Origin of the sequence: Peribacillus sp. Bi96, from assembly GCF_918698115.1 — a bacterium.
Classification (GTDB): domain Bacteria; phylum Bacillota; class Bacilli; order Bacillales; family DSM-1321; genus Peribacillus.
The window spans coordinates 36657-57068 of sequence record NZ_CAKKLV010000030.1; the positions used below are offsets into that span (position 1 = coordinate 36657).

18 protein-coding genes, 3 pseudogenes and 1 riboswitch are annotated in these 20412 nt (G+C 35.3%); of the genes and pseudogenes, 14 read left to right on the forward strand and 7 right to left on the reverse strand.

Annotated elements, in window-relative coordinates; all coding sequences use genetic code 11:
* Window positions 1–7: 7 nt before the first annotated feature.
* Window positions 8–904, reverse strand: coding sequence for a 4-hydroxy-tetrahydrodipicolinate synthase (gene dapA / locus LQ203_RS24295; protein WP_230162143.1), 897 nt, complete (start codon window positions 902–904; stop codon window positions 8–10).
* A gap of 136 nt (window positions 905–1040) precedes the next feature.
* Window positions 1041–1219, reverse strand: a riboswitch (Lysine riboswitch).
* A 98-nt stretch (window positions 1220–1317) separates the two neighbouring features.
* On the opposite strand from dapA, the gene LQ203_RS24300 reads away from it, so the two are divergent.
* Both LQ203_RS24300 and LQ203_RS24305 read left to right on the forward strand, forming a co-directional pair.
* The gene (locus tag LQ203_RS24300; protein WP_230162145.1) at window positions 1318–1533 is read left to right on the forward strand and encodes a hypothetical protein; all 216 of its coding nucleotides are present in this window, start codon (window positions 1318–1320) and stop codon (window positions 1531–1533) included.
* An 8-nt stretch (window positions 1534–1541) separates the two neighbouring features.
* Window positions 1542–2029: pseudogene (locus LQ203_RS24305) on the forward strand (IS6 family transposase); the annotation flags it as partial.
* A gap of 122 nt (window positions 2030–2151) precedes the next feature.
* Here LQ203_RS24305 and LQ203_RS24310 read toward each other — a convergent pair.
* On the reverse strand, window positions 2152–3345 hold the full coding sequence (locus LQ203_RS24310) for an MFS transporter (protein WP_230162147.1): 1194 nt from the start codon (window positions 3343–3345) through the stop codon (window positions 2152–2154).
* 680 nt (window positions 3346–4025) lie between these two features.
* Between LQ203_RS24310 and LQ203_RS24315 the strand changes: the two genes are divergently transcribed.
* From LQ203_RS24315 to LQ203_RS24340, 6 genes are all read left to right on the forward strand, one after another.
* The gene (locus LQ203_RS24315; protein WP_230162149.1) at window positions 4026–4379 is read left to right on the forward strand and encodes a hypothetical protein; all 354 of its coding nucleotides are present in this window, start codon (window positions 4026–4028) and stop codon (window positions 4377–4379) included.
* A 283-nt stretch (window positions 4380–4662) separates the two neighbouring features.
* A complete protein-coding gene (locus LQ203_RS24320) occupies window positions 4663–5304 on the forward strand; it encodes a hypothetical protein (RefSeq protein WP_230162151.1) in 642 nt (213 codons plus the stop codon).
* Window positions 5305–5735: 431 nt separating this feature from the next.
* Window positions 5736–6194, forward strand: a complete 459-nt coding sequence (locus tag LQ203_RS24325; protein WP_230162153.1) for a hypothetical protein — start codon at window positions 5736–5738, stop codon at window positions 6192–6194.
* A 796-nt stretch (window positions 6195–6990) separates the two neighbouring features.
* Window positions 6991–8811 (forward strand): AAA family ATPase, encoded by a 1821-nt coding sequence (locus LQ203_RS24330; RefSeq protein WP_230162155.1) that lies wholly within the window; start codon window positions 6991–6993, stop codon window positions 8809–8811.
* Entirely contained in the window at window positions 8801–10072 is a 1272-nt protein-coding gene (locus LQ203_RS24335; RefSeq protein ID WP_230162157.1) for a hypothetical protein, read from the forward strand. The genes LQ203_RS24330 and LQ203_RS24335 overlap by 11 nt, the downstream gene beginning before the upstream one ends.
* 52 nt (window positions 10073–10124) lie before the next feature.
* Complete coding sequence (locus LQ203_RS24340) at window positions 10125–10382, forward strand: hypothetical protein (protein ID WP_230162159.1); 258 nt, start codon at window positions 10125–10127, stop codon at window positions 10380–10382.
* Between the two features lie 589 nt (window positions 10383–10971).
* Here the strand turns inward: LQ203_RS24340 and LQ203_RS24345 are convergent.
* The 3 genes from LQ203_RS24345 to LQ203_RS27750 form a co-directional block, all read right to left on the reverse strand.
* On the reverse strand, window positions 10972–11508 hold the full coding sequence (locus LQ203_RS24345) for a PadR family transcriptional regulator (protein WP_230162162.1): 537 nt from the start codon (window positions 11506–11508) through the stop codon (window positions 10972–10974).
* 46 nt (window positions 11509–11554) lie between these two features.
* The gene (locus LQ203_RS24350) at window positions 11555–12736 is read right to left on the reverse strand and encodes an ABC transporter permease (RefSeq protein WP_230162164.1); all 1182 of its coding nucleotides are present in this window, start codon (window positions 12734–12736) and stop codon (window positions 11555–11557) included.
* Between the two features lie 620 nt (window positions 12737–13356).
* Entirely contained in the window at window positions 13357–13698 is a 342-nt protein-coding gene (locus LQ203_RS27750; RefSeq protein WP_356715361.1) for a hypothetical protein, read from the reverse strand.
* Window positions 13699–13850: 152 nt separating this feature from the next.
* Between LQ203_RS27750 and LQ203_RS24360 the strand changes: the two genes are divergently transcribed.
* From LQ203_RS24360 to LQ203_RS24375, 4 genes and pseudogenes are all read left to right on the forward strand, one after another.
* Window positions 13851–14372 carry a GNAT family N-acetyltransferase gene (locus LQ203_RS24360; RefSeq protein ID WP_230162166.1) on the forward strand — a complete coding sequence of 174 codons (522 nt, stop codon included), beginning with the start codon at window positions 13851–13853 and terminating at the stop codon, window positions 14370–14372.
* 26 nt (window positions 14373–14398) lie between these two features.
* A pseudogene (locus LQ203_RS24365) lies at window positions 14399–14495 on the forward strand (oxidoreductase); the annotation flags it as partial.
* A 181-nt stretch (window positions 14496–14676) separates the two neighbouring features.
* A complete protein-coding gene (locus LQ203_RS24370; protein ID WP_230162168.1) occupies window positions 14677–15501 on the forward strand; it encodes a class I SAM-dependent methyltransferase in 825 nt (274 codons plus the stop codon).
* Window positions 15502–15587: 86 nt separating this feature from the next.
* Window positions 15588–15719 (forward strand): annotated as a pseudogene (locus LQ203_RS24375) (IS3 family transposase); the annotation flags it as partial.
* A gap of 221 nt (window positions 15720–15940) precedes the next feature.
* On the opposite strand, the gene LQ203_RS24380 reads toward LQ203_RS24375, so the two are convergent.
* Together LQ203_RS24380 and LQ203_RS24385 are read right to left on the reverse strand one after the other, a co-directional pair.
* Window positions 15941–17287 (reverse strand): PepSY domain-containing protein, encoded by a 1347-nt coding sequence (locus tag LQ203_RS24380; protein ID WP_230162170.1) that lies wholly within the window; start codon window positions 17285–17287, stop codon window positions 15941–15943.
* Window positions 17288–17349: 62 nt separating this feature from the next.
* Complete coding sequence (locus tag LQ203_RS24385) at window positions 17350–17826, reverse strand: hypothetical protein (RefSeq protein ID WP_356715366.1); 477 nt, start codon at window positions 17824–17826, stop codon at window positions 17350–17352.
* Between the two features lie 520 nt (window positions 17827–18346).
* Between LQ203_RS24385 and LQ203_RS24390 the strand changes: the two genes are divergently transcribed.
* Together LQ203_RS24390 and LQ203_RS24395 are read left to right on the forward strand one after the other, a co-directional pair.
* Window positions 18347–18424, forward strand: coding sequence for a hypothetical protein (locus LQ203_RS24390; RefSeq protein WP_230162180.1), 78 nt, complete (start codon window positions 18347–18349; stop codon window positions 18422–18424).
* Window positions 18425–19324: 900 nt separating this feature from the next.
* Window positions 19325–20179, forward strand: a complete 855-nt coding sequence (locus LQ203_RS24395) for a transporter substrate-binding domain-containing protein (RefSeq protein ID WP_230162172.1) — start codon at window positions 19325–19327, stop codon at window positions 20177–20179.
* Window positions 20180–20412: the final 233 nt, after the last annotated feature.

The window sequence follows — 20412 nt, forward strand, 5'->3', positions numbered from 1 at the left end:
TCTCGCTTTAATATTTTAATAACACAGATTCTACGTTACTAGGTTGTAGAGCTATTTGTAGAGCTGTTTTTTCTTCGTTGTTTAAAGGGAGCAATGGTAAGCGGACACCGCCAACATTTAGCCCTCGCATATTTAATGCTGATTTTACCGGTGATGGGCTTGGTGCAGCAAATAATGCTTTCATAATTGGAAGAAGATTACGATGTATGGAAGCAGCACCACGGACATCACCATTTTTGAAGCTATTAATCATTTCTTGCATTTCATTACCAATTATGTGTGAAGAAACCGAAACAATGCCTGTTCCACCGATGGCTAAAACCGGTATTGTTAATCCATCATCGCCGCTGTACAAAGTAAAATCACTAGTTGTTTCGCTAATGATTTGTGCCATGGCATCTAAGTCACCACTTGCTTCTTTTAATGCCACAATATTGTTGATTTTTGAGAGACGAACAATCGTCTCTACTGACATGTTTACAACACTTCGTCCTGGGATATTATAAAGCATTACAGGTAATGATGTTGATTGGGCAATAGCATTAAAGTGCTGAAATAATCCTTCTTGAGACGGCTTGTTATAGTATGGGGTTACGAGCATAACTCCGTCGACTCCTGCTGCCTCTGCTTGCCTTGTTAAGCTGATAGAAGCTTTCGTGTTATTTGAGCCAGTTCCAGCTATGACTGGAACTCTTCCATCAACAACTTCTACAACAACTTTGAATAAATCTACTTTCTCTTCTGCTGTTAATGTAGGAGACTCTCCGGTTGTACCAGCTATAACTAATCCATCAGAACCATTAGCAATTAAATAATTTACTAACGTTCTCGTAGCATAAAAATCAACCTCATTATTATGATTAAACGGGGTAACCATTGCGGTTAATACTTGGCCAAAATTCATAACTTCACACCCTTTTGTATAATTTTTTTGAAAAACTCAGAGGTGGTTAGGGCCATTCAGGAGTAAACGCAAAAAAGCAACAACGAGGATTCGCTGCTGCAGTAGAAACAATATTTATCAAAAAAATCGTTTCGGTGCGTAAGATAGCCCTCCATATAGTTTCCTATATGACAGTCCTGTATTTATTCAATAGCAGAACCAGCTTCAAGAATATGAGATTCTTTCCGCTTCGGCAAATTCCCCTTTCCACACTAGTCATAGGATCTCATTCTCCTCAAAATGTGTACTAATGGTCTTTGCTCCTCTATCCTCACTTCAAAAAGTATGAAGTAAGAAAATATTTAATTGACTGTAATATAGCAGATAATCCATTCTGTTGCAAGGCTAATTTAGAAATATTTTATTAAGAATACATGGATAATCGATGGAAATGGCTGCGGTATTGGGCTGGATTCATCTTTTTCCGTGACGTTTGGGAAGCAAGAAAACGAATCGCTTCAATTGTAAGTAGAACTCCATTGATTCAATCTACTATACTATCAGAAAAAATTGAGCAAAGCGAGACACTCGCTAATAGTGTATTAGGTGGAATTGGTCTTGATAATCAATACAGGTTTAAAATGGTCTAACAATATTAGATAAAAGAGTACGTCGTCATCTTAAGCCAACAAATGACTCTTGAATAGTTGATGAAACGTATATCAAAGTAAAAGGTCAATGGATTTATTTATATCGTGCAGTCGATTCAGAAGGGAATGCGATTGATTTTTATCTAAGGGAATCAAGAGATAAACAAGCAGCCAAGCGCTTTTCAAGAAAGCCTTGGCTACTTCTCATGTTTGTAAACCTTGTGTCATAACAGTGGATAAAAATCCAGCCTATCCTGTAGCGATTCAAGAGTTAAAAGAAGAGAATCGCATGCTTGAAGGCATGCAAATAAGGCAAGTTAAATATCACAATAATATGGTAGAACAGGATCATCGTTTTATAAAAAAAGCGCGTTCGTTCGATGTAAGGATAGAAATCATTTCGTACAGCTACTTACATACTGAGTGGCATAGAAGCCATGCATGTGATTAAAAAGAAACAGGTTTATCAAGGGTGAAGCTTGCCCAAAACCAATAAGAATTTATCCATAAATTGTTTGGATTAGCTTCATAATTTTTCAATATAAAGGAAACCACACTCTATGTTTCTAACGAGTGATTTTTGCACGAGAACTGCTTTTTTATTGCTTCTTCATCCTCTTATGCTGCCTTCTTTTGTTGTTTTTGGTCTAAGCGATAACTTAGGAAAGTTAGAAGACTGGCAAAGATAGCAACCAGCCCACCGACCCATGTCACATTCAGCAAGTTTCCCTGATGGTAAACGACTCCGCCCAGTGCGGAACCAAAGGCGATACCGACATTGCTTGCTACTGGCATCAGTGAAGCAGCTAGCCCTGTAGCTTTTGGTTGATAAATACCGGCAAGATCTATCAAATAAAGCTGGGTGGATGTTGTTAAAAGGATGGCCATTAACGACATCAAGCCAATATTAATCAATCCAATGATAAAATGATTTGTCGTCCAATATAGACTGATCAGAACGATTGCCTGCACGAGGAAAACAAACCGGAGGCGTCCGATCGCATTGTAGCTGGCAATTTTACCAGCGAGTATGTTGCTGAAAATGGAAATGAATCCGTAGCCAAATAAGATCAAACTGATTGAACTGCCTGGTGCTTCCATTCCTTTCAGGATCGGAACAAGATACGTATAAACGGCATACGTCGCTCCAAATCCAAGAGATGGAATGAAAAAAGCCATTAAAATTCGCGGATGTGTCAACAAAGAAAATTGATCACGCATCGAACTGCGAATGGTACTTTGCATAGTAGGCAATACGAAGAAAGATGCCAAAAACGCAATAGCTCCGAGAAAAGTCGTTAACAGGAACGATGCATTCCAGTCGTACCATTCAGCGATGACAGTGCCTATTGGTACTCCAATCACGTTTGCAAGCGTAAAGCCACCGAAAACGAATGATATGGCGAGTCCGCGTTTAGCGATCGGCATGGTTTCACTTGCAACAACCATGGCAAGTGAAATCAAAACGCCTGTTACGATCGCCGTCATCATCCGAAGTGCAAGGAGCATGATGTAGCTCGTCGAAAACACGCACAAAGCATTCAGGACGATGAACGAACCTATCAAAAACAACATCCATCTACGCTTTGGAAAATGACTTGTTGCCGACATCACGAGCGGTGTGGCAACGGCAAACGTAAGCGCAAACGCAGAAACGAGTGTGCCTGCTTTTGCATTTGTAATATGGAGACTCGAGGAAATATCGGTTAAGATCCCGACGATAACAAATTCGCTTGTCCCGAGAACGAATGTTAATAAAGTAAGTGTTAAGATGAGCAACCAATGTCGCTTAGTTAATTCTGTGGTGTGCATAAAAACCTCTTTTCTTAGATGAATGTACATGTGTCACCGGGGTGATAAACAATCTAACTATCATACCATAAAACATTTTTACGAGGAAAATCCTTGCTTAGTTATCTTTGATTATGAACGGGTACAAATGGAATTCTTTTCATATCCGAAATTTGGAGTGCTCATGCTTTTAGAGAAGGTAATATCTGAACGACTTTAACCGTCTTAAGTAAGTTACCAACTACGAAGGATTTCCTCTCCAAACTTCTTAATTTGCAGAATCCGTCTTTGAAGATGACACTTTGGGGAATTAAAGGAATTATGAGTATCTAGAAAAAATCCTAAAGGATGTTATTTTAAAAGGGGAAATATAAAGAACGTTAATCCCTTCCTCTTTATACTTTAATTATCTCCCGAATACTTAATTATTCTCTAGCTTTTTAAATTATGGCTTGCTTCAATTAAGCAATCCATTCGTTTAATGATATATTGCTACATCCGTGAAAGTGATAATTAGATATGGATACATTCACTTTTGATAAAACAAATTCAAAAAATTCAATCTATTCGTTGATTTCTCATGAAATGTATTGTATCTTTAAAAAGGTATTCCTCATATTTCCAAATGAGTCAGACCTAGTCATTCTTTGTTCTAGAAGTAAGAGGAATCCGACTATAAACTCTTATATAGGAGGTAACAGATGCTTAAAAAAGTTACATTCTCCCTGGTTGCAGTTGTAATCGCTGGTTTGGTATTGCTTACCAATCTACCCATTACACATGCTGCGTTTTATCCAGTTCAAAAAACGGGTGGTGCAGGTCTGGATATTCGAACCACGCCAACGATTAATGGTAAAAGAGTTGAAACCAATATTCCTGATGGAAAAAAACTTTGGTTGTATTGTTATGTAAATGGTGAATCCTATAAAGGAAGTAAAATTTGGGATTTTGCCGATGATAATGGCTACGGCGGTGACCTTGATCAGGGTTACGTTCCAGATTATTTTATTAAAACGGGATCATCTAAACCAGTTGTTGGATACTGTGCTTTCTAAATACGTAGTAAATTCCATTTATATAGTTAGAGCCTTTACTTTTTAGTAAAGGTTCTTTTTTGTAGGAAGTAACTTTATTTAATGAAATAACTTTAAATTTTATCCTGAATGAAGAGCTCTATAAAATAAAGCTGGATAAGAAAAAGTATTGGCGATAATACATTGAAGTTCATTGACTTTTCTGAAAATAATTGAGTTTTTCTAGGAAATCTTGTAACTTATACAGTGAATATAAATAGTGAAATGATGATTAAACAAATTCTATCTGTAAGGGAGAATACAAATGAAAAAGGTTATTTTAAGTATAGCTATCTGTACCTGTTTTATTGTATCTGCTTGTTCAAATCATCAAAGTTCTGAAAAAACAATGAAAGATAGCGAGAATGCAGCAGCGCAACCTAATGTAGAAGTAAAACCTTACAAAGAGCCATTGAGTCATGAGGGACAGACTGCCCCTCATCCACTTGGAGTATTTACGCTAAAACAAATAAGTGAACCGAAGGTAGGCGTTCAAGCTGGTCCTCTTCATATTGATGTACAAAAGATAAAAGTCGTACAAAGTAAAGAAGTGAGTGAAGTGGGCAAGTATAATTTACAACAGCGTAGTCTACCTACGAATGAAATGAATGCCATTCAGTTTACAACTACAATTGAAAACGTGTCAGATCAACCACTTGATTTGGGGAAGGGACCTATAAAGAAGCTGCTTCTAAGTAACGGAGAGAGCGTGGATGTATATAAAATGAACGCTGATCCCAAAAACATACACTTACAAGCAAAAGAAAAAGAGACGTATACATTGATTTGCTTCTTATCCAAGGCTCCCAATCCTCTCACTTATATAAAGATCACCACAAATACGGTTCAGGAACAAGATACGAAAAAACAAGTAGTCTCTCCACATACGAAAGAAATCAAATTATAAACACAAAGAGCATCCTTCTGTTAAGGATGCTCTTTGTGCCACAGGAATATGGAATAGGAAGGATGACAGGATGTAAGTTACACAGCTTTATACTGGAGGAGGCAAGCTTAATAAAACGGAAAAACTAAAACATTTGTATTACAGGTTCGAAATACCTCTGCAGATGGCCGGATCACTTCGTTTATCACGTATCGTTAACTCAATGTAATCATCAGTTTTATTTGCAAAAAGAAGGATAGATCATTCACCTGATCTATTCTTCTTTTTTTATCAAGTTATCCATTTAATCCGGAGTTACGGGTTTCGGTGAAACAAATCTACTGAAAAGTGGGCTTCAGTTAGTAAAATGCCTAGGATTGGAGAGTATGTTAAATAATCCGCATGTTATGATTAATAAGTAGATAAGAACAATAGATAAGGTGGAATTACATATGAAGAAGACAGTATTAGCATTTACGATTGCAGGAACGTTAGTAGGATTAAGTGGGGGATACGCAATCGGTTTTTACAATGCGGACGAAAGGCAAGATGAAAAGCAAAATGAAAGGATTATCGCAGAAATAAACCGTCTCTCAAAAATTAAGGAAATGCCAATAGTACAACTGGACGAGCAAACATCTGAAGTATATATGGGGAGAGAAAAGCTGATTGCTAATGGGGATGAAGAGAATATCATTTCCGAGACATTTGAAATCAGTGATATCGACAATGGTAAACTCCTTGGGGAGAATTCGCGAGGCGAGGGCGAAGACATTACTTTTGATGAAAAGGTATTTACTACCATGGGATTCCGTCCGAACTATGGTGATATATACCGCGTGGGTTGGGAAGAATCCGATTATAAAAACAAAGAATGGGATAAAGTTGTTGTACTCGAACAGCTAAAGTGAATACCTAAGATAAGTGAGGGGACATATTGTAATCGATTATTCTGTTCTTCAACTCCCATGAAAACAAAAAAAGCTCAAAACCCAGAAAAAACCACAAAATAGTTCCAGTAAAAACGCTTTTTAAAAAAAGGCTGAGCCTTATGAGTGATCTGATTGAGTTTGCTAAATCGCTAAACAAAAACCAGAGGCTAGCGCGACGACCAAAAAAGGATTAATCTCCCATGAGTGATACTCATAAAGGGCGCGACAGTCGGTGGTACACCGTGGTCGTCGGAGTCAGACTAACGGATGGGCTTAAAGGCACCATAGTTCAACGGCCTTCATCGCCAGCCTTTAAACATTATTGACCCTGAACCCCATTTTCATTCTCTGTGGTGAAGCGCTGATTTTTGCGCTTCGCGAATGGCTAATGGGGTAGGTTAGTATCATAAAGAAAATAGAAAAAATTCTTATTACATAATATTGTTTAAAAAGTCATTTAAAAAGTCATTTAAAAGATAATGAATTGAAAAAAAATGAAAGTTATTACAAAATTTTTATTAGTGTTGAATTATTCTTACTTACTGTACAGTTAATGTAAGAATAATCGAGGTCTCGATATATCATTATAGGGCAGCTTTCTGCAATAGGTGGATAAAAATCATGTAACCGAGAAGGAAGTTAAAAAGTGGCATGTAAGGTAGGAACGACTTGTGAAATTGCAAGGTTTCTAATTTATGTGAAGGATACCAAAGTTGTTCACCTATAGCCCTTGTATTTAATATAATAAAAACATATAAACTAACGGGGTGATTTAATGGCAAAAGTGTTTTATGACGTAATTGGAGATCGTGAAAATGTATATAATGCTGCAAATGAATGGAAAGAAAACTGCTTGTTACAAGACCGTTCATTATTTAATGAAAATCACGAATTATGGACAGTGAATAATTTACAAACTTTAAAAACAAGATTTAATGAAAATCCTATGTATACTGGTAAGTCGACGTTTGATAAAAAATTTGAAATGCAACTACAAGGTGCAACCAAAGATATTTATCAACTAGCTATGGAAATCATATACGTTTATTATTTATTCCCTTATTCAGGAACTGTGAGTTATCGAACTAAGCTACTGAAACTAAAAGATATTGCAAGCTGGGGAGAAGTTTCTTACGATAATAATCATCCATTATTAAAGGATTTAGAGTTAGGAATTGGTGCGACAGGTACATATTATAATACCGCAAAATTTGAAGAAATCTCATATATTATTCAATTTGCAATCACGATTAAACTTATGTCTATTGAAGAACGGCATGCTGTGTTAAATGATCCTTGGGAGCTGAAAAAAGTTATTGCAAACACGAAAAAAATAATCGGTAAAAATGTGCAAGTACAACATATTATTTCTCATTTAATTGCACCCGATTATTTTGAATGTATGGCTAGTGCAGGTCATAAATCATTAATAGTGAAAAATTTCAATGACCGTATTCAAAGTGAAAATGAAAAAGATATTGATAAGCAATTATATGAAATTCGCCATTCGTTAGAAACTCAGGGACGATATATTCCAGTGAACTTTTATCATAATAAAGAGCTTTATGAAATGTGGAAGCCGAGCCCTATTAAAATTGATAACAGCGGATCTGAAATTATAAAAGATACAAAATCCACCTATAACATATCTAATGTAAAGAACATTTCAACTCTAGGAAATCTCGTTTTTGAAAACGAAGGAATTTTACTAGCCCAAATTCAAACGGCATTAAATAGTGGCAAACATATAATTTTAACTGGTCCGCCCGGTACAGGGAAATCAAAGTTAGCAAATGAAATTTGTAATCAAATTGGGGTGTCAAACAAGCTTGTAACAGCGACATCGAACTGGACAACTTACGACACAATTGGTGGTTATAAACCAAATAAGAATGGCGAACTTTACTTTGATGCCGGCTTGTTTTTGCAATGCTTCAAAAATAAAGAAGAGGCTAATTTAAATGAATGGTTAATTATTGATGAAATCAATCGAGCTGATATTGATAAAGCGTTTGGTCCGCTATTTTCAGTTTTAACAGGCGATGAAGTAACACTTCCCTACGAAATGAAAGCGGGGACTCAAATTATATTAAAACCTGAAAGTAAAGTGAAAGGTGATATTCAAATAAATGAGTTCGTTGTTCCAAATGATTGGCGAATTATCGGTACAATGAACACAATTGATAAGTCTTCATTATTTGAAATGAGCTATGCATTTATGCGCCGTTTTGCGTTTATTCCAGTCGGTGTACCGAAGTCCATTTCACCTCGTTTAGTCGAGGAATATTTATCTGTGTGGTCGATTCAAGACTATATCCATTTGGAAACGTTAACGTCTCTTTGGGAGCTTATAAATCAATACCGAAAAATTGGACCTGCTATCGTAAAAGATATTGCAAACTACACCGCAGAAAGTGAAGATTTCACTTCGGCAATTATTTTATATGTACTGCCACAATTCGAAGGGTTAAGTGATTATAAAATTAAAGATTTTGTAACGCAGTTATGTGTGAAAATAGGTGAAGTAATAGCAGAGGATCTATTAAAAGACTTCATCGAAGACTTTTTCCAAATTGGTGTTATAGATGAAATATAAATGGATGATCGATGAAGTGAGTAGCTATTTATATGGATATTTAAAAGACGGAGTCATTCAAATAGATTCGTTTATTCATAAAGCGAATTTTTCCATCGACCGTCTGCAAGATTTATTAAAACTTAGGTTCATTAAAAATAAACGTACAATTATATTCATGAACTCACTTGAGGAAGGATTGGCCTCTATTAAATCATCGACCGATTCGAATAAGCTTGAAAGTTATTATGAAGTTAGAGGCGAAGTATTGTGGCAAGAGACGCTTCACAGACGTTTGCAAACAAATCTAAAAGACCGTTACCGATTTATCACTCGTGAAACGGAACGTACCTTTAATACAGATGAAAACCTAGTATTAAAAGAGTTATTGGTTAAGCTTAATAATTATTGTTTCGATGATCAGTTTTTAACAATCTTTACATCTCGGCCTTGGTATGAAGAAGTTGTGCACAATCGTCGTTTTGTTGAGATGGCACTATACAATAATGTGTATGTATCCCGAATTGAACAAAGAAACGTTTCAGATAGAACCATTAATAAAGTGAAATCTCATCGAAAGAAGATTTATCGTGAGGCAGCTCATCTTTTATTTTTTATTCGCAAAATAGAACGAGGCGATTTTACGTTCGACCAATTATCTGACGTACTACATGAGTTTTTTATTATACCTACGAATGAGGACGTATTGTTCGAGTTGTATTGGATTGTTCAAATTTTAAAGCAACAAGAGAACATAACGTATTACATAATGGATGGTACAAACTCGCAAGTTGCAAGTTGGGCAAATGAGGAATTTGATGTTCATTTATATCATAATAGTACTGGCTCAAATCTTGTGAAATTTCATATTCATAGTGATGAATTAGCGGATAATGCGAACACGTATTTAATTCATGAAATGCAATCATTTCATCAAAATAACAAGTTAACGAAAACATTCTTCAACATAGATAAATCGTTGAGTTATTGGCGGGGCAGACCAGATATATTGATTGAAAAAGTCAATCGTAAAACGAACAAGCTAGTCGAACTTGTCATCGGTGAAGTGAAAAATACACAATCAATCGGCTATGCATCACAAGGCTTAAGCGAACTCATTGATTATATGCATCTAGTCAAAAATAATCATGGCCATTACTTAATTGAAACAAATGTACCGATTAAAGGCCTATTATGTGTTGGAGCCATTGAGTTAAGAGAAGTAGAAAAAGAAAATGTAAAAGTCTTGTCGTTGTTTAATAAGGAAATTGTATTATTATAGTAAAGTTATAAGCGTGATAAAAAAGGAATTGAAATTTAAGGGGATGAAAAAGGTGAGTACAAGAGGCAGCAAATACGAACCACTACATAAATTTTTAAAATCAAAAGATTCCAATCGTTTTGTTATGACTTTTTTAGAGGTGGAAGACGTACTTGGGTTTACTCTTCCAGTATCAGCATCTAAATATATGGCATGGTGGGATGGTGCGTCACAACACACACAGGCTTATTCTTGGACAAAAGCAGGATACCAAGCAAAACCCAACTTGGATGAAAAGAAAATTGAATTTGTTAAATACGAAGAAGAATAGGTTAAGACACCTATAAAAAATAAAATACCAGATTCATGATTAATAGTTGAGTTAACTATGGTGAGTATAGATTTAAATTACCTGATGGAAAATAGGTTATATTTACAGATGGATTATTTCGTAAAGAGGGTTTGGCCCAGATTGATTGACCATTTACACCATTACATGGGCATGGGTCAAATCCTATTGAGGGGCTTTTGTAAAGGTCTGTTAATTTATGAAAGCTTGATTAAAATCACCTATTTATTTTTTAAGGTATTTATTGGATATTTATATTGGAGCACTATATAGATTGTGAAGAAATGTACTTAAATTAACAGGTGCGTTAGCTGAAGAACAGAGCTGACTTTAAGGCAGCTTTTACTTTATGCAACTCCCATGAAAATAAAAAAAGCTCAAAACCCAGAAAGCTAAGAGCCTTACTACATACAATGTAAGTAAGGCTCTTTAAAATTTTATTTACAATAAGTTAGCTACCATTCCAGCTTATGAAGAAAGATTCTTCAACTCAGCTCCGGTTAGTTGAAGTTTAACATCGATTTAGTCAAGGAATTCCTGAAAGCCTGCTCTGGTTATACTCATAATCCTTTTATAATTCCTTTGTCTTAATTCTTTTAATTAACTCCTCAAACCAATATATTGTGTGATCTGTTCTAGTGGAAAGATAGCCATGCAAAAATTCACCAATATTCTCGTTATCTTTTCCTATCTGTTCTGGTTCAAAACTCCTAATCTCTTCCCAAATACCATTGATAGTCTTTATTTTTTTTTCTAATATATCCACTACTTTATCACGATCTACATACTTGATGTTTGCTAAACAAACAATCATATCCTTAATTTCTTCCGCATTTTCAAATAATTTATAGATTTTTTTGGGTAGTTCTTCGCGACCCTTATCCGTGATCGCATATACTTGTTTATCAGGCCGATGTTCTTCTTTTATCACTTCTACTGGTTCGACTAAACCTTGTTTTACCAATGATTCAAAATGGTAGTACAGTTTACTTTCAGTTAACCCACCTAGGCGATCCAACGGAATGGGTTCTGAAAGCTGCTTTTTTAATTTATAAGGATAGTTTTTATCCTCCATCAGCTTGCTCAATATAAAAATTTGAATAGACATTTTCTACGCTCCTTTAAGAAGTATTATCTCCTTATTGTAGCAAAACCTAAGCTGTGATTTCAGCCGCATTCTTTTCATTTTCTGTTTCAGAAACCTGGCCTGGCATTGGTTTGTGAATAAACGCGACAATAGTCATATTAATTACCATCGAAACAGCACCAACTGTAACCATTGACCAAATATACGGACTTGGACTGATGCTGCCATATAGGTTTGCAAAGTAAGATTGCACCGAGTAATACATCGGTGAAATGTGGCTCATCCATTCATATGGTAAATGCATCATATCACGCGAGATGGTGGCACCATTTGCTATTGTTTGGATTAATAAAATCGGTAAGTTTAAAATCATGCCGCCTTCACCAAATAAGAAGATTAAAATCGCGGTGAAATTAAAACATACCATATAGTTAAGTATTTGTTGACCTACTATACCGAAGAATAGGTCACCACTTGGCTTATCAATTAAATACGCTACACCTACAGCAACGAATGATGAAATGACTGCAATCAATAACGCAGCTGATTGAACATACATGAATAAACGTGATTTACTTGCTTTTCCGCGGCTGGCTTTAAATGCACCTACTAATTGCATTGCTCCGATCATCGCCCCAACATAGCCGGCCATTGTCAAGAACATAGGAAGCATATTATGATTCATGCCATCTGGTATTTCGTTGATTGTAACCACATTTCCTACATAGGATTTCTCAATCTTTTCCGCTAATTCAGCGGCTTGCTTTTCAGGTACATTAAAGTTCATCAATACGCCCTGAGCCGTTTGTTGTGAGAATTGTGTACTTAACTGGCTGTTAATTTCAGTTACGACAGAATTCATGGTAGAAGAAACGGCTGTTGCCCCTGCCTCATTGATTGTAAAGTCGATGCTTGATGACGCTTCACCTTTTTGCATATTCTCAGAGAAGGTCTTCGGGATGTGTACGACTAATGCTAAGTCATTTTTCTCTAAATCTTTTAAGGCTTGTTTATTTGTTATATCCGTCTCGATTTTTTTAAAGGGTAAATTTTCTTCTAACTGTTCAGCAATCATTGCCCCATTTTCACCGGCATCATCATTGATGATGGCGATAGGTAATTTATCGACATTTCCTGGAATGGCTGTATACCCAGGTAAGAAGATGCCTAGCATGGCAATTGCATAGAAAATCCCCATAAAGATTGCCGCAGATGCACCTCTTGTTTTTAAGAATGCAGTAAATTTCATATGTTGTATCCATCCTTTTGATTTAATTTAAGTATTTTACTCAATTTAAAGTACTTTAATTAGAGTAGTTTAAATTGAGTACTTTGAATTTTATTTTATTTTTTTAAAAAAGTCAATTGAAAAATTTGGTGTTTTTTTATGTGTAGAAAAAAACTCCCAACAAAACTCTTCTACATTGTTGGGAGTAACTATTACATTCTTTGAGGACGTTACAATAAAATTGGTACAAACTGCTTTAATGAACTTTCAACAACTTTATTATTCTTGAAGAAATTGTTCCTAAACGAATTGAAATCAAGAGGGAAATTGTAGAAAGAACAGCGATCATGACGACAATGCCAATCCACCCAAAATGACAATAAAATGAACCGCTTGTTGTTCCAACAATACTTCCCCCAAGGTAATAGGAAAATAAATATAATGAGGCTGCTTGAGCTTTATCGTGAGCGGCTAATCTCCAACCCAACTGTGAGCAATGGAATGGCTGGCGAAAAAACCGAAAGTAAAGACTGCTATTCCAAAAATTTTTATCCATAGATTGAGGTTCAATGTGATGCAAACCCCTAACATTAAAAAAATGATGGATAACTGTAACATTCTGCTTTCACCATATTGATCTGCTAACATTCCCATCCATATTGATCTGCTAACATTCCCATCCATGTAGAACTGAATGTACCAACAATATAGACGATGAAGATAAATCCAACTAAGGTTTGACTAAGTGAATAGGGCAGGGTAATGAGCTGAAAACCAATGTAGTTATATAAAGAAACAAAGCCAGCCGACAATAAAAAACCAATCAGAAAAAGATGAATGAGACCGAGTGTTTTAAGCTGGTTAAACAAGCCGATTCCAAATTGTTTTACTTCAAATTTGGTAGCATCATCCATTCTTGCCGTATTAACAGGGTTTATGTCAAATCTTGATTTACTGATTTCTTGCAGAATATTACTAGACATAACGTTCGCGGGGCTACCAGAAGATCAGAGCTGTCTTTAAAGCAGCTTTTTTTATGCAACTATCGGGGCAGGTTAGTTCTATAAGAAAGAGGATTACTATTAGCCATAAACGAATTTTAATATATATATGAGATTCGAAAGGGGAAATTTATATGTTAATAAGAGAGGCAACGGCGGCTGACGCTGAAGAAATCGCAAAAGTACATGTAGATTGTTGGAGAACGACCTATAAAAATATAATACCAAGTGATTTTTTAGATAAACTATCTTATGAGAAAAGGAAGGATTTATGGTTAAAGAATATATCAAAAGATGAAAATTATGTTTTTGTTGCAGAAAATAAAGATGGAAAAATAGTTGGATTTGCTGATGGTGGAAAAAGAGAAACAAATAAAGTGAATAATTCAGGTGATTTAACTTCTATATATGTCCTTGAAAAGTTTCAAAGAATGGGGCTAGGAAAGAAACTTATCAAAGAACTATTTTTAAAATTTGAAGAACTGGGATTTAATACGATTTTTGTTGAGGTACTTGAAGATAATATATCTCGATTTTTCTACGAGGCTTTTGGTGCGGAATTACTTAAATCCGAAAACATCAAAATCGCTGGTGCTGATTTAAATCTTTTGGTTTATAAATGGAAAGATATTAGCCCCGTATTGTTATCAAAATAAACTTCGTTTAAAAAGGATGACGTTGGATAGGAGAACCGAGAGATGTTGCAAAAACTATTAAATTTCTAGTGAGCGATGAAGCAGATTGGATTGCAGTCATTCAAAGGTGGATTTAAAAGCTAAATTAAACTAAAAAATGCATTGGTTCTAGAACTTTTTTGTTGTATTAAATTCCAAGGATAGATATCAATTTTGAAGTATTGTATTTAAACTAACGGGTGCTTTACTTCAATAAGGGGGTTGCTGAGGCAGCTTTTTTCATTGTTGATAAACCAATACACAATAAATGTGGGGTGAATTATATTTGACGTCATTTCAACTAAACGAAAAAACAATATCTTTTTTATCGAAATATCAATTATTCAAAGGTGATTTGATACAACAAGTTCAGTTGCAGCACCGTTTGGAATTAGTAGAAGCATTTGGGATTCAACAAGGAATGCGTGTAGTAGAAATAGGTTGTGGTCAAGGGGATACCACCGTTGCAATAGCAGACGCAGTAGGAGAAAACGGATGTGTTGTCGCAATAGATATTGCTAGTCCCGATTACGGAGCACCGTTAACATTAGGTCAAGCAACAGAGCGTATTAAGAAATCTTCATTAGGAGAACGTATTGACTTCCATTTTGAAAAGGATTTTAATTTATTTAAAACAACTATCCCATTTGATGTGGCGGTATTATCCCATTGTTCATGGTATTTCAAGCAACCTGAAGATTTATTGAATTACTTTAAAAAAATTCGTAGATTGGCAAAACATATATGTTTTGCAGAATGGGACCTCGATATTACCTGCATTACGCAACGTTCCCATTTTTGTGCAGTTTCCATCCTTGCCTTGTATTCAAACTTCGTAAAAAATGAAGGGAATATCCAAAACTTGTTTCATAAAACTCAAATTCACCAGCTACTCCAGCAAGCAAATTTTGAAGTGATAAAACAACTTAAAGTCGATGCAACATTATTACAAGACGGTCAATGGGAAAAAAGTTATGCAAATAGTATCCGTGCAGAATTTATTAACGTACCTTCCATGATACAAACGTTGATAACTAGTTATTATGAACTGATGAACACTTCGAATGGAAATGAGAATTCATTAAATAGTTTCATTGTTTGTGCAAAGTAAGAAGTTCCTCATTTGAAGATATGTTTTTGATATGGAATGTACTTCAACTAACGAGTTCAAGATCCAGAGTTGCCGAATTGTTTGCTTTTGACAGCATGGCCCATTTCAAACAAGAGCTGGAGAACTATATCGAATACTATAATCACAAACGGATCAAAGCAAAATTAAAAGGATTGAGTCCGGTGCAATACCGAACTCAATCCTTAGTAGCTGCGTAACTAAATAAAGTGTCTAACTTTTTGGGTTCACTTTAAAAAAGGGGCTTTCTTAATGGAAAGAAACTTTTGTACATAGATATCTTCAACATCTACCAGATTTTCTTTACCTATAGTATACTTTCATGATTTAAAGAAATTCTCTCTTGTTAATAAAATATCAACTTCTATTTGTTAACGTAATGAACGGTGTTCAATACTTAATAAAGATTAATTTGAAATGATCACTTTTTTTCTTTTTTGATGAGATAAATAATTCCTTCTACAATAGCCACCACGATCAAGGATATCCCAAATAGTGGCATAATCAGCCCTAATATCACCATGAAGATAATAAAGCCAATCGAAAGTCCACTTGAAGCTTTTGGTGGAGTTGAGAGTTTACCTTCTTTTTTCCGAGAAAGCCACGTTTTAAATCCCCAAAAAATGACGAATAAGAAGGAAAGACAAACAGATAAGTTAATCAATTTATTTGGCCAGCCAAATAAATGACCTTCATGTAATGGAATACCCCATGTAAACCATTTTGCTAAAATACCGTAGTCCTGATAGCTCACTTTTGAAATCAAATTTCCACTATATTGATCGAAATAGGTTGTCATTTCCTCATACGGGCTAACGTCTAATCCTGTTATACCAGTGTTACTCCCCTTAGAAACTGTGTATACACCTTCTTCAGTCGATGAATAAATAATTGAATAAGGTTTGGAAATATGAGCTTCCTCAACCTTGGTCATCAATTGTTGGACACTTATACTACTACCATATGACATACTTGTCATATCAGACATATTACCATGATGTGCATGAGTATCGTCTGAAGTTGGTGCCTCATTTTTACGAGTAGCCCATGGGATTTCGCTCATATCCGAAGTTGGAGGCTGTTGTTTTAAAGTTGGATTCCCAATAGAAGGATGATCTTGAGCTACTGAATATATAAAATTACCCATAAATGCCGACCAAGGTAATCCGGTAAAAATAACGATAATCATGGGAATCGTTATAATTGTACCTACTAAAGCATGCAAATTTTTATTTTTTTGTCGCTTCGTTGGATTCAGTACTTTCTTCAATGCCCTTCCCTTAAAGGTCATGTAAAGACCAGTAAACAGTAAGAAGATTGCCCAACAAGCAGCTAATTCAACTAAGTAATTTACAACAGTTCCACCTACAAAAAGAGAACTATGTATTTCTCTCATAACATTTGAAAATGTTTGTTTCGCAGTTTGACTACCGATTATTTCATAATTATCATCTAAGAAAACATATTTTTGGTCGCCATCTTCATTTGTCATCGTTAAGCGTGTATTATACGGATCATCTAATAAAATTACTTTTGAGACAGAATAGCCTTTGTATTGTTCTATTGCTTTCTCAATGCCTTCATCAATCGTTAATTGTTCTGTTTTTTCACTTTGCCCAAAGAATAAATCATCGTAAGCTTTATTTTCTACATCTGTATAAAATAAATATCCAATACCACTTAGTGTTAATGTAATCAATAGTGGGGCGATAAATAATGCAGCGTAGAAATGCCATTTCCATAAACGGTTATAATTGCCTTTTTTCACGTCAAAACCTCCATCAAGACTTAGTATGTTTTTTGTCTACTTTTTCTGCTGCTATTCTCCTCTTACTGTTTTAAATGGCAGCAGTCTTTGCCATGCATTTCAATTTTTATAGCTTGAATTGCTTTTTTAAAACTATAAATTTGCCCACCAAATCCTAACTGGAATTGTTTCGCTTGTTTAATAGATTCAAAGGCAATAACTTGTGGTTGACAACAATTCAAGTTAATATCTGCATTTATAAGAAAGGTCGCCAACTTAGCACTTATCGTTGTATCTTTCAAAAAATCATGACAAATAATATGTGAGATGTCATTTTCTATTTCCTGAAAACGAAGAAGCCCACAATGAGGACAACATGCGTGCTCCACGTGTTGATTTTTATTTATCAATTGAACCGAAAGTCTCGTGTTTGAATCCTTATAGCAATAAGAACAATGATTAGAAGACATGTAGCTTTGAGCAATTAGAGCAATTCCATTAGATGTTTTAAATACTTTCCGCTGATCAATTAATGGTTTTAAATCTCGGTAAACTGTCATTTCTGAGACTTCTAATCTTTTACTGATATCCGAAACACGCAGTTTCTTCTTGTTGTAACCATGTTAAAATTTGTTGTTGTCGATCAATCGGTAACATTTTATCCCACCACTCTTTATTAGATGACGATTATAATCATTCTTTTGATCACTAATAATTATGACTATTTTATTTACGGAATACGGACAAGTGATATTGTGATAAAATATGTGAAATATTGTTGAACTGTAACAATATTGACGATAATTATTTATATCATTCAAATGTGAGAAAAGAATGAAGATTATAAAAATTACTTAAACCGCGTTTGAGGGAAATGTTTTATCTATCTATAAATCACTTGATTTTTGCTCATAAAGTGGCAAAAGAATATCCTTTGAGAATGAGAAGAAAATCATTATTTAAACCAAAACTACATTTTCAAGCTGTTAAACAAATTAATTTAACCTTGAAACAAGGAGAAAGTATAGGTTTAGATGGTGAGAGAGTGGTAGTGGAAAAAGTACACTAGCGAAATTGATTATGAGAATAGACCCATTAACATCTGGACAAATTTTATTAAACGGTCAATCGATTAATGGAGACCAAATGGTGATATAGCGATTTATAAACGAATGCAAATAAGGCTTACAGGATTCATCATCTTCTTTACATCCCAAAATGCGCGTGAAGGAACTCCTGGAAGAACCAATTCGTAATTATTTCGCCAATGAAAAAAATTCGTGAGAAGCAACGTGCTTGAAATTACTGAAGTGGGTGGATCCTGATTCTTCTTTTTTTATCATGATATTCCTATCAATTAAGTGGTGGGCAAAAACAGCGTGTTTGAATAGCAAAAGCCTTAGCTGTTAAGCCGGAAATCATAATATTTGACGAATCAATAGCCAGCTTAGATCAATCATCTCAAACATCCAAAATAAATATGTTAAAACGTATACAAAAAAAGAACAATTATCCTATTTATTTATCACCCATGACTTAAAATCTACTCGAAAATTATGTGATCGTATCGCTGTCATGTATCAAGGAGAACTTGTGGAAACATTTAGTTGGGACTTTCAACAACTAAATCATCCCTATACTCGTTTCTTATTTCAAAATATGGATTAACTATCAATTAGCCATTAAGTTTAATGTGTCGTAGTTTCATTATTTTGATTGCGGAACCTACAGAGGCTAACTTTGTAAAGAATAGCATTATGTTTCATAAGAATTATCAGGGTGTAGAAGAAGGTAACTACTACTGTGAAGTGGAGTATTATCCACGAACTGAACAAGGAAAGTCATTGAGGGTTTATCAAACAAAAGGCGGAAAATAAATTAGGACTACACATTTTAGATATTTCTAATATGTGTAGTCCTTTTAATATCAACTATTAGGCTAATCCACCTAAATATAAAAAAGTGTTTGTTTTTTGAAGGTGATTCATTTATTTTGTTGTATTTTTAATAATTGGTAGATTAATTCTAAAAATATAGCAAACATGGAGGGGAAATTACATGAGTTGGAAAAAAACACTATTGGCTGGAGTGATCAGCTTATCCTTGCTTGGTACAGGGTACGTCGGTCACGACCTAATCACCTCACAAAACGTATCGGCTGAACCCGCATCAGGAAATGCACCAGGGCATTTGAAAAATGTTGAGACTTCCCAGCTTGATGAAATAATCAAAAGAGGATACATTCGGGTAGGAATGACCGGGGACTACAAACCATTTACCTATTTGAACCGAGAAACAAATGAGTATGAAGGATTTGATGTGGACGCAGCCAAAGAGCTTGGCAAAAACCTTGGTGTGGAGGTGAAATTTGTCGCAACCACATGGCCTACGATGATGAAAGATTTGCAAGCGGACAAATTTGATATCGCTGTGGGCGGTGTGACTCGCAATACAGCAAGACAAAAAAGCGCTTATGTATCCCAAGGTTACCTTTCATTCGGTAAGGTGCCTTTGATTCGCAAGGAAGATAAAGACAAATATCTTACCATTGAAGATATCAACAAGCCTTCTATACGCATCGGCGTAAATCCAGGCGGAACAAACGAAGAATTTGTCCGTCAGTATCTAAGCAATGCTAGGGTAATTGTTGTAGAAAACAACCTTGATATCCCTCATCTTGTTGCAGAAGGTACGTATGATGTTATGATCACTGACACAGTAGAAGCAATGCTGTATGCAAAAGCTGATCCCAGATTGTATGCGGCTCAAACTGACAAGCCTTTCACAAACAGTGAAAAAGGTTATATGATTCCTCGAGGTGACTTCATTTATGCAAGCTACTTGGAAATGTGGATGGATGAAATGAAGCTTCAAGGGGAATTTGACGCCCTCTATAAAAAGTGGATGGAATAGTATATAGAGATGCTCCCAAAAAGCTATCCTAAATATTGCTGTATAGGGAAGCATTTATACACTAACAGGTGCTTTACTTCATTACCAGGAGCTGATCAGCAGCTCCTTTTCGTGCGCCCGGCATGGGTGCAATCTATAGGGTGCGAGTCCCGAACCATGAAGGCAGTAGTAATGGTTAGCTTAATGCAAGGGTGTCCATGGTGACGTGGAATCTGAAGGAAGCAAGCGGCAAA